The sequence below is a fragment of the Brevibacillus laterosporus DSM 25 genome, from assembly GCF_002706795.1.
GTDB classification, from domain to species: Bacteria; Bacillota; Bacilli; order Brevibacillales; family Brevibacillaceae; genus Brevibacillus_B; species Brevibacillus_B laterosporus.
Genome location: NZ_CP017705.1, coordinates 5059464 through 5071635 on the forward strand (window position 1 = coordinate 5059464; position 12172 = coordinate 5071635).

1 protein-coding gene is annotated in these 12172 nt (G+C 43.6%); it reads right to left on the reverse strand.

The annotated features are described in order from the left end of the window. Nucleotides 1-2: 2 nt before the first annotated feature. Nucleotides 3-12149, reverse strand: a complete 12147-nt coding sequence (locus BrL25_RS23450; protein ID WP_018669862.1) for an SDR family NAD(P)-dependent oxidoreductase — start codon at nt 12147-12149, stop codon at nt 3-5. Nucleotides 12150-12172: the final 23 nt, after the last annotated feature.

Consider the following 12172-nt stretch of genomic DNA (forward strand, 5'->3'; position numbering starts at 1 on the left):
CTTTACTGGCGAAATGATATCTTCAATTTTTCTAGTCCGACTTCTCCATTTTTAAAATCTTCTAGCATTTTCATCTTTCTTTCTATTTCATTGATATTAGATTCAAGAGGAACGCTATCAGAATCAGAAACTTGTACTAACTTTTTCTCGCCCTTATCCTTATCAATTGGATCATTAGACGTTTGAGAAACCAGCTTGTCTTCGAGACAATCAGCAAGTGCTCTTATCTTCGTAAAATTCAGTAATTCAGTGGATAATAATTGGATACCGAAATCCTTTTCTACTTTACGTTGGAGTCTGATCCATGCAAGAGAGTCTATGCCCATAGAATGTATATCCTTGTCGACAGGAATTTGTTCCATTGCCACTCCCACGAATTCTGCAAAAAACTCAATCAGATAGGCGACAAAATCAGGCTTACCGGTATGCGCTTGGTTTTTGACCTGCTCAACTGGTGCTAAACTTTGCTGCGGCAATGTTTTCGAATAAAGTCCCTCTGAATGCCAGTACCTACTTTTCTTAAAGGGATATGTCGGAAACGACATAATCGTACGTTGTGACTGATCATGCAGACTGGACCAGTCTACGCGGCAACCCTTAACCCAAAGCGCCGCAAGTTTATCCAGGTCTCGATCGGAAACCAACGCATGTACAAACTCCTCACCTCGTCGACCTGTAACAAGCAATTCCAACTCGGCAAAATCGGTTTCTGCATTTCCTGTATATATCGCCTGATTATGAGATCCCTTGGACGAAGACTTTCCTAAGTAAGAAACTAGATTGGCCACCACATCATCCACGGATCGGGCAGTAAAGGCAAGACGTACAGGAAGCTCATTGCGTCCAAGCTGCAACGTATACGCTAAATTCGTTAAAACTATCTCCTTGTTCTCTTCTAAATAATGAATGGAATTTTCAGCTACCCTGCGAAGTGCTTCATCATCTTTGGCAGATAACACAATGAGCTGAGAATTTATTTCCATATCCGCAGGGGCATTCGTTTTTCTATTTATATATTCCTCAATAATTAAGCTCACATAACTACCGCCGGCACCAATTGAATTGATTAATGCCCGTCTTGGGGAATAGCCTGACTGGTGTTGATCTTGCTGAGAAACTTCCGGCCATGTCTCAAGTTCGCTTGTCAACCTGAATGGTAGATTTTCTATGTTGAGATTTGGGTTTACCTGTCCGAACTGCATTATCGGTGGGATTATATTATTTTCAAGTTGCAATACCACCTTTGTTAACTGAGCGATTCCCGAAGCAGCTTCCGGATGTCCTATATTCGACTTCACCGAACCTATTGGGATAGCTTTTTCTGTGTTTCTAAACACATGGGCCATTGCATTAATCTCGACTGCATCGCCAAGTGCCGCACCATTGGCAGCGGCCTCAATATACCCGATATCATCGGGAACGAGCCCTGCACGGGAAAGGCAATCTTCAATTACGTTTACCTGTGTTTTGTATCTAGGTGCCATAAACCCGTTGGAGCGGCCGCCGTGCATAGATGAACTCGACTTGATCACCGCCATAATATTATCACCATCTTTGATTGCATCACTGAGAGGTTTTAACAATACGGCACCGACACCTTCTGACGGCAAATATCCGTCACCATCACTAAAGCTTCTGCTATGAGGGTTGCTTGCAAGAAGCTGCGTCTGGCTCAACGCGATATATTTTTTAGGATCAATACTCAAATTTACCCCGCCGGCAATTGCCAGTTTGGCTTCACCCTGTGCCAGCGCATTACACGCCAGATGTATCGCCATCGCTGAAGAAGAGCACATATTGTCCACAGCAACACTAGGGCCTTCAAAACCGAAATAGTAAGATACCCGATTGGCTATCATATTGTATGATGAGATAGAAGTTAATGCATTTCCGACGATGTCAGTGTTTTCTGCTTGGTACATCTGATACATCGAACCTACATAAACTCCTACGCGCCGATCGTACTGAATGTCTATCTTGGACTGAGTTATACCGTTTCCTTCAAGCAATTCCCAAACAGCTTCCAAAAATATTCGTTGCTGTGGATCCATCAATTTTGCTTCACGAGGTGTTATGTTGAAAAACTGTGGATCAAATTGATCAACATCATCTAGGAAACCGCCCCATTTACAGTAGCTGGTACTAACAGAATCTTTATTTGAATCAAAAAAATCGTTGAGATTCCAACGTTCAGTAGGAATTTCGCTTACACAATCTGTGCCGCTCACAAGATTATTCCAAAACTCATTGACATTCCGTGCTTTAGGATAACGTCCAACCATACCAATAATGGCAACATCTGTTGACTTTACTTGATTTGACGGTATTGGTCTTTCATTCTCTTCATCAGTTTTGCTAGACAGTACAGGTTTTTCTTGCTCCTGCATTAGATTTGGAACTGAACCAACGGAGGAATTTTCTTTAACGCCAAATAGCGAGTTCAGTACAGAACGATGTCGATCGATAAAATAGTCCGTCAAATCGCGAATGGTCTGAACCTCGAAAAACAGTGTATTAGATAATGAACCAAACGTTTTTTCAAGATGAGAGATAAGATCCATGGACAACATCGAATCCACTCCATACCGCTCCAATTGTGCATCAATATCCAAACGCTCGACAGGCATTGATAATGCATCGGCAATTACCTTCTTAAAATACCGTAGTGCCGTTTCTCGTAGCGCAGAATCCGAAGGGATTTTTAAATGGGCCGGTACTGCAGACGCTTCGGTTGTCTGAGTCTGCTTTCTTTCAGACTCACTATCAGGGTCGCTGGAGATAATGAGCACCTGATCCAATTGAGCACGCGCTGCATTTTTAAACGCTTCCAGACCTTTTTCCGTACTAAGCGTGCCAATGCCCTTCATCGCCATGCGTTTACGCATCCCTTCTTCAACTTGCATACCTCCTTCAGTCCACAGAGGCCAGTTGATAGACAACGTGTGGCCCACTCGCTTACCTTCACGGACAAGTTGGTTACGATACAGAGAATACTTATCCATAAAAGCATTTGCGGCAGCATAGTCACTTTGTCCCGGATTCCCAAGTTCGGCTGATGTGGACGAAAAACAAATAAAATAATCAAGCGGATGTGTGCTTGTTGCTCTATCCAAATTAACTGTACCGGAAACTTTAGGCATTAACACACTTTCCAGATCTTCAATTGGTTTATTTATGATATATCTGTCTTTGATGATACCTGCGCAATGAATGATACCTGTGAGAGTTCCATGTGTCATCTCAATGCTTCTTACCAAACGCTTGACCTGCTCATAGCTAGAAATATCGACACATTGATAGACAATGCTAACACCAAGTTCATTTAACAAGTCCACTTCCAATTGCTTTTCTGCGCTTATTGGAGATCGACCACACAGGATGATTGTGGCTTTGGCAGCGTGTGTGGCTATATCTCTTGCAAAAGTAAGACCAAGCTTACCCAAGCCTCCAGTAATTAGGTATATCCCTTCGTTTTTCCAAATCGAACTATTCTGTACTTCAGGTATGCTCGAGAGTTCAACCATACGTTTTACTAGGCGCTCTTCCCCGCTGTAACGCACCTCTTTCGCATCTGGATCAGCACTGTTGCGTATTAAAGTATCAATTAACTCATCTGCTTCAAGCTCGCGATCAATCTCCACGCACTGAATATTCAGGTTAGGGTTCTCAAGAGCTGCAGTCTTCAGTAAACCAGAGACACCAGCTAAAGAAGCTCCTGCGTTTTCAGGCATATTGACAATAACGACCTGAACTAGCGTCTGGGTGATAGTACGTACGGAAGCAAGAGGTTGGATAGCCCTAAACAACCTTTGTACCACGTCCACATATTGTTGATCTGATGAAGTGTCTTTTACAGGGATAAACATGAGCTGGTTGCTGCTCAATACCTGCTCAAGCCGGCTCTTCTGATCGGAATTGATATCGCCTATTAAAAAGATATGAGCATTACTTGGTATTACACTTTCGATACTGGGCAGCGGTGCAGGTACCCATTCGGGACCATACAACAAATATGGAGCACTGTCGGTATCGCGCTCCTTAAATTCTCTGGAACTTAATCCGCCCAGTTCTGCACATACGTTACCTTCAGCATCAAACACACTGATATCCAATTTACGTATAGGATTACCCGGAGCATTTCCTTCGCTGTAGCGTATCCAAGCATAAGCCTCGCTAGGGCTTTCGGAATAAATATTTACGAAATCAAGTGCATACGGCACGCCTAATCGCTGCTGCTGCTTTTCAGAAACGAAGCTAATGTTCATGCCCAACAATGCTTGAAGTGCACTGTCAATCACTGATGGATGCAGCATAAATTCAAACAACGTAGGAAGGATTGCTTCTGGGCATGATAATTTTGCAATCGCTTGAGGGTTGCCCATATTATCAATACCGCAATTTACTTCCATCACTGCTCTGTACGTAGGTCCATAGTGAAGTCCCAAGTTGTCGTATGCTGTGTAAATTTCATCACCAGTCACCCGTTGTAGACTGCATGATGTAAGTAATTGATTCACATCCAATTTACGAGTTTTGATGGTTGAGGAGGTTTCCATTAGGCAACCATTGCCCTTGCAAAATACTACATCTTTACCGTCGGATAACGTGTAAATCTCGTAACTTAATTCATTGTTATGTGGCGAGTGAATTCGGATACGCAAATCAACTGGTTGATCTGTAACAATTGCTGGTTTGAGCCATACAACATTATCTAATGCCACATGGATGTTTGTTGCGGCACCTGCCGCACGAACGATTGCTTCTCGGGCCATCTCTAAATAGGCAACTCCAGGAAGCATAGGGTGTCCATTCACAATATGGTCTGCAAGGAAAAACTCACTGCCATCGAAGTGGGAAGAGAAAACAGCCTCATGTAAAGTTGAAATATTCTGATGGATTAATGGATGTATCTGAGACACACTTTCAGGTTGTACATTACAGCTTTCATGAAGGTGACTGCCCGTATCTCCTCCTTTTACCCAATACTTTTGTCTTTCAAAAGGATAAGTTGGTAGGCTCATCCGATTCGGCATTTGTCCTTCTGAATGGAGTCTCATCCAGTCAAAATGGAGTCCCTGAACCCATAGGTCGAGAATGGGCTCATATTTCTTCCGCTGTACCCAATCAGATACTACCTTCTGCCGATCCTTGTCTGAATTAAATGTCGCCAACTGCATTGCGGACTGCTTGACTGTCCCTTTGTACCAAGAGATATAATTAGGCTGTTCTGCGCAAATGGATTCCAGTTTCTCTCTTAGATCTTTCATATTACGGACAACCGTAGCAAGTCTCTCTTCCATTGCATCCCTTCCAACTTGCAAGGTAAACGCTAGACTTGCCAAATCTTGATCATTGAGACGATTCACGTCAACAAAATCTAGTAAACTGCTGGCGATTTGTAAAAGTTGTTGTTCGGAGCGTGCGGATAGTACAATAGGATAGGTAGTTTGTCTGCTGTTATCTAATCCTTTCTTCTCCGATTCTTGAATAGTGTATTCCTCAAGCAGAAGATGCGCGTTCACTCCGCCAAATCCAAATGAGCTGACCCCTGCCCTTCTCGGAATTATTTCTCCATTACTTCCTTTTTGAGTCTCCCAAGGACGATTCTCCCGCAAAATATAAAAAGGACTCTGTTCAAGCCTGATATATGGGTTAATCGTATCCGTATGCAAGCTTTTGACAAGCGTTTTATGCTTCATCTGGAGCAATGTTTTGATAACACCTGCTACACCTGCAGCAAGTTCGAGATGTCCTATGTTTGATTTGACTGAGCCGATGCCACAGGCCGGAGCTACGCTCAGATCGCTTCCCCTCTCTTCGTGTATTTCGCCAAAAGCTTTCTTAAGTGCATTTATTTCAATAGGGTCACCAAGCTCAGTCCCTGTGCCATGGGCTTCTATAAATGTGACTGTGCTCGGATCAATATCAGCTTGTCGATACGCGGCTTTAATAAGCTCGGCCTGTGCATTAGGATTCGGTGCCGTAAGCGAATTCGCACGTCCTCCATGATTTTCTACACTTGCGAGAATTACACCATATATGTGATCGCCATCGGCCTCTGCCAACTCCAAAGATTTGAGCACTAACACGCCAACACCTTCGCCTCTTACATAGCCGTTAGCCTTATCGGAAAATGTTTTACAACGTCCATCATCGCACAACATTCCTGCACGACTATAACTGATGTGAAGATCAGGACTAACAATGGTATTAACCCCGCCGACAATAGCCATGCTTACTTCACCACGGCGTATCAGTTCTGCCCCTCTATGTATTGCAACTAGAGAACTAGAACATGCTGTCTCAATCGGCTCACTAGGACCATGCAAATCAAGCAGATAGCTGACTCTGTTAGGGCCAACTGAGCCAGATATGCCTGTTGATGCATAGCTTTCACCTAGATGGCGTGCCTGTAAAAGCAAATTGCCGTAACCGCTTGGTGCAGTTCCAATCAGAACTGCCGTGTCAGACCCTGCTAAGCTGGATGGTGCATAACCAGAGTCCTCAAGCGCAAGCCATGCATGTGTCATCAGCAAACGCTGCTGTGGATCCATGGACACAGCTTCTCGCGGTGAAATGTCAAAGAACAGGGGATCAAAGAGATCCACCTCGTTGATGAAGCCGCCCCATTTCACATTGGTTTTACCATCTCCAGACTTTGGATCACCTTGTAGTTTGCGCCAGTCCCAGCGACTGGAGGGAATTTCGGTAATGCAGTCTGCCCCGTTCAACAAGTTATCCCAGAATTGATCCAAATCATCTGCTTGGGGAAAACAACCGCTCATCCCGATAATCGCAACACGTTGACGATCTCGCGGCAGCTGCTTGCTCACAGTCCGATCATTCTGGACTTTCTCATCAGCTTCTTTACCAAATTTATCACCAAGCACCTCATTGCCTGACAGATCGCACCACTGCTCCGCAAACAATGACCCATGTTCCTCAAGAAGATATTCAGATATTCCGCCAAGTGTCGGATATTCGAAAAATATGGTAGGTGCGAGCCCAACATCATACTTACTGTTGATTGTATTGGCAAACTTGGTAAAGCTGATCGAATCAAACCCGTATTCACTTAGTTCATTATAGATATCAATGTCATCCGGCTGAACTTTCAACTGCTCCGTTACCATTTCAATTAAGGCAGTCTGTATACGATGTAGCAATTGCTCCTTATCCATAGAAATGCTTCCATTATTTCCATTAGCGGCTTGAGCAGCAACGTCCTGCGTCTTTGTGTCAAGCGACATTGTTGAATACATCTCAAACGCATTCTTTACCCGATCCGTATTGCCTGCAAATACACATAACTGACTGCGACCAAAGCGCAGTGCTTGCTGGAACGCCTCAATCCCTTCAAGTGAACCTAAGGGAACTAGGCCCTGTGAACGAAGTTGTTGTTCGGTGTCATGATCAACCTTCATGCCTCCTTCGGCCCAAAGCGGCCAATTAACAGAAAGTGTTTGCCCATAGCGTTGTCCTGCAACGACCAAATCCGCACGGCAAGCGGAGTAAACATCCATAAATCCATTTGCTGCAGCGTAATCAGATTGCCCTGGATTTCCCAATTCACTTACATTTGAAGAAAAGCTAGCGAAAAAATCAAGCCTGTGAACTTTACTTGCCTGATCCAGGTTTACTATACCCGCAACTTTCGGCGATAACACGTCATGAATAGCACTGCGTGATTTTTTCATAATATATCCATCATTTAGTGTGCCTGCTGCGTGAATAATTCCTGCTAGCTCGCAATAACTAGTCTCGATGTAATCAAACAATTTCTCTACAGAATTTGATTCCGAAATATCACACTGAACATACTCGGCTCTGAATTCTGTTCCTCGTAGGGAATTTAGGAACTCCTCTATATGATGATCCCGTGTCGAGCGTCCGGTCAAAATAACCGCACCACGCTTAAGATTAGATGCTATAAAACGGGCGAATATACGACCCAATCCGCCAATGCCTCCCGTAATGAGGTAGGTCCCCCCTTCACGCAATGCGAAGGCACCACCGATTTCATTATGATCTGACAAGGTTTCATACTTTTTGTGATACATGATATTGCCGCTATATTTGAAATCCCTTACTTCCTGAGCCGCTGTAGAGTAGATGAAATCTTTAAAAATATAGGGATCCATCTCATCAAACCAGCCGATACACTGCGTTCTAATCGTAGGATATTCTAAAGAAGCCGTCTTAAGTAAGCCGGAAATTCCACATAACGTTCGATACTCCTTTGTTTCATTGTCAACGACAACAACTTGCAGGAGTTTTTTGCGTGAATAACCAGCCTCCGCCCACTCTCTTATCAGTGATGTAACATACTGTGTGGCAGATTCATAGCGTTCGCTGAGTGAGTTAACGTCCATTTGAATACGCTCTAGCTCGATCGACTCAGGCAACAACTTTCTTATATTGTCTACCAATTTTTGATTTACAGCGCCAAGCAACACTACTTTATGAGTTACATCTTGTTCAGGTATAGAGTACGTTTGGCTAAGCTTTAAATCAGTAGGTGTCCATATAGGGGTAATGAACGAAACATCTTCATGATTAGGCATCGAAGCAACATATTCTCGGGATGAAAATCCTTTGATGTCGACGCAAATATTACCTTGTTCATCACATATACTGATATCCAGCTTTTGAACGGAACTATTCCTTGATCCGCCTATAGAATGCCTAATCCATGCATAAGCTCGATTCGGTGTTGGTTGACATATATCGAGGCTATCGAAGGAAAAAGGAAGTCTGGCTTTACTATCGAATCTCGTTACTTCACTAGTTTCGAGACCTAATGCTATCGTAGCTTGCAAGGCACCATCCATAATACTTGGATGGAGCACGAACCCATCGTTATGCTCTTCTTTACTACGTGGGTTCTCTAGTTTCACTAGCACGCCTGGGAGGGAATCTTCGCCCTGACCCACGCGTAGTTCCACTACCGCTTGATGTGACGATCCATATATAAGACCTATATCGTTATAAATGCGATAAAACTCTTGTGAAGAGATTATTCGCTCTGAGTAGATGCGTGCCAACTCTTCAATATCTAGTATCTCAGGGGTAACCCCAGGAACTAACCGTGCAACACCTTGGTTATATAAAATCTCCTCATTCCCACCTGACTCCATAATCGTATATTCGAACCTATCGTCTGATTTTGGCAACACGCGTAATTCTAACGAAAGTTCGTTACCAGTTAATGCGCCTGGCTGGAGCCAGATGACGTTCTGTAAGCGAATCTGCGATTCAGAGAATGACCGCAACCGAGTGCCAGCAGTCATCGCCATCGCTCTCTGTATCGCTTCACGGGCCATTTCTACATAGACAACTCCTGGCACAACCATAGTATTACCTACTTTGTGATCACGCATAAAAAAGTCATCGGCTCCCAAACTAGCTGTAAAGCTAATACGATCCCCAATTGAGGTATCACTGTGGGTCACGGGGTACATACGTATCTCCCCAGATACACGATCCTGTTTCATAGTCGTTATGTCATGATTAAGCCAGTAAGATTGCTGTACAAACGGGTATGTCGGTAATGAAACCCGACGATACTTCTTAGTATCAAACAATTTCACAAATGGGAGGTTGTAACCCTTTATATATAGCTTAGCTACAATCGATAATGCACTCGCATATTCAGCCTCACTCGATTCCATGTGGCATACTTTGACAGAGTGATAAAACGACTCCAATTCAGGGTTTGTATTTGTTATAGGAAGTGGGGTCGCATTACCAGTTGTAACTCGACTGCTAGGGTCCTTTTCTAACCATTTCATGAGTTCTGTAGACAGTTCAGATAAATTGCTAACTACAACAGCCACTCTATTGCGGAAGTGTTTTCTGCCCACCAGCAAGGTATAACTTATATTCCCAATAACGATGTCTGGCTTCTGGCTAATGTAAGACAATAAGTTTCTTGCCTGAGCCTCTAATTGCTTCCCATCCCTTGCAGAAAGCACGATCAGGTAAGAAGGATTGTCCGGACTATCTGCCTCCACGTATGGTGTTTCCGCCAACACAATATGTGCATTAGTCCCGCTATATCCAAATGAACTCACGGCAGCTTGACGCAAACCCGTAGTTTGCACCCAATGTCTCCGTTTTTCATTCACATAAAATGGTGTTTCGTTAAAATCAATATGCGGGTTCAAACTAGAGAAGTTTGCAATAGGAGGAAGCTCCTTATTTTTAATGGCTAAAGCCGTTTTAATTAAACCCGCCACACCAGCCGCGCAAGCAGTATGACCGATATTACTTTTTACAGAAGTTAGTGCGCAGAAATGGCGCCTATCGGTATATTCACTAAATGCGCTGACAAGCCCTTCAACTTCAATAGGATCACCTAGTGATGTACCGGTTCCATGTGTCTCGATGAGCTGTATGTTTTCAGGGTTTATGTTAAATTTTTGGTAAATACTCCGATGAAGATCGGCTTGTGCATCGGCATTAGGGGCTGTGATGCCATTGGTTTTACCATCCTGGTTAATCCCCCAGCCCTTGATCACCGCATAGATATGATCTCTGTCTCTCTCTGCATCTTCAAGTAGTTTTAACATGACAACACCCACACCTTCCGCCGGTACGAATCCGTTCGCACGGCTCTCGAAGGCAAAGCAGCGTCCATCCGGGGAAAGAGCTCCAAGCTGACTCATAGCCACGTGAAGTCCTGGCCCTGGAATTACCCACACTCCACCAGATAACGCCAGATCAATGTTTCCCAACAACAAATTGTCACATGCACTGGCGATCGCAACCAATGAAGAAGAACAAGCCGTGTCAATAGAAAGACATGGCCCGCGCAGATTAAGAAAATACGAAATACGGCTGGCAAGGACAGCCATATTGTTACCAAGGTTCTGATGAGCATTTAAATCTGTTAATTCGAGATTTCCTCCATATCCGCTTGGAGAACACCCGATATATACACCGCATTTACTGCCTGATAAGGTAAAAGGATCATATCCTGCATCCTCAATGCATCTCCAGCTTTCCTGTAGCATTAGCCTCTGCTGAGGATCCATTTGTTCCGCCTCAATCGGCGAGATATTGAAAAACAGAGGGTCAAATTTGTCTGCGTTTTCAAGAACGCCCATCCATTTACTATATGTTTTTCCGGGTATATCAGGTTTTGGATCATAAAACTCATCCGACTTCCAACGCCAAGGCGGTACCTCTGAAATACAATCTTTCCCCTCCAAGATGTTGTTCCAGAATTCGTCCAGATTTTGAGCCTGTGGGAAGCTTCCAGACATTCCGATGATTGCGATATCGCATGTAATTGCACTCTCACCTTCAGTCTTACTACCAGTTTGATCACTCGCAGGTGCTTTGGCGCTTATACGCTCCAAAGGTGTGATTGAAGCGGCAACCTGTGCAGCAGCAAGTACTTGCTTTGGATCAACATCTTGAACAGAAATCGGACTGGCATTTACTTGCGACAATACAGGATCGGTTATCTCACTTTGAATAATTGAGGATTTAGGATTCTCCACTTCCTGAGCAGAAACATCGCAAAGTATTTCACCATGTTTCTGGATCAAGTACTCAGCAAATTTTGAAATCGTTGGATAGCTGTATACCTTCGTAACGGGAAGAGACAGTTTAAACCTGCTATTAATTTTACGTATCCAGGTAACCCCTATTATTGAGTCGAGGCCAAGCTCTGTGAATGGTGTATCTTCATCAATAAAAGATGTATTGAGATCTAGTTCAGCAGCTAAAGCCCCTTTAAGTTCAGACACAACATCAAACAAAGCTGCTCCTGAAACATCAGGAGCAGCCTCATCAATCTGCTTAATAGGCCCTTCATTTGAATTTACATGTTGTACATCATGGCGTACATTTGTGGTTAATTTATCTTCTACATGATCTACCCGCTCTACCGTTGAATCACCTAGTATTGAAAGAAGGTATTGGTGAAACTCTCCCAGGGTCGGATAGGCATATATTTTTGTTGCAGGTATGGACAAATTGAAATTCGAATTTATTTTTCTTATCCAGCTGACACCTATAATAGAATCCATACCCATCTCAATAAAGGGAACATCAGGCTGGATCAATTCAACATCAACACTTAGCTCGTGCGCCATACTTTCCCTAAGAAATAAATACACGTCTTCTTCCCTTCGATTCATATTGACTTCCTCCCCGCTTGTTT

What these genes read in the sequence shown, in the direction of transcription:
- BrL25_RS23450 (WP_018669862.1), bottom strand. Translation starts at nt 12,149, where the DNA reads ATGAATCGAAGGGAAGAAGACGTGTATTTATTTCTTAGGGAAAGTATG.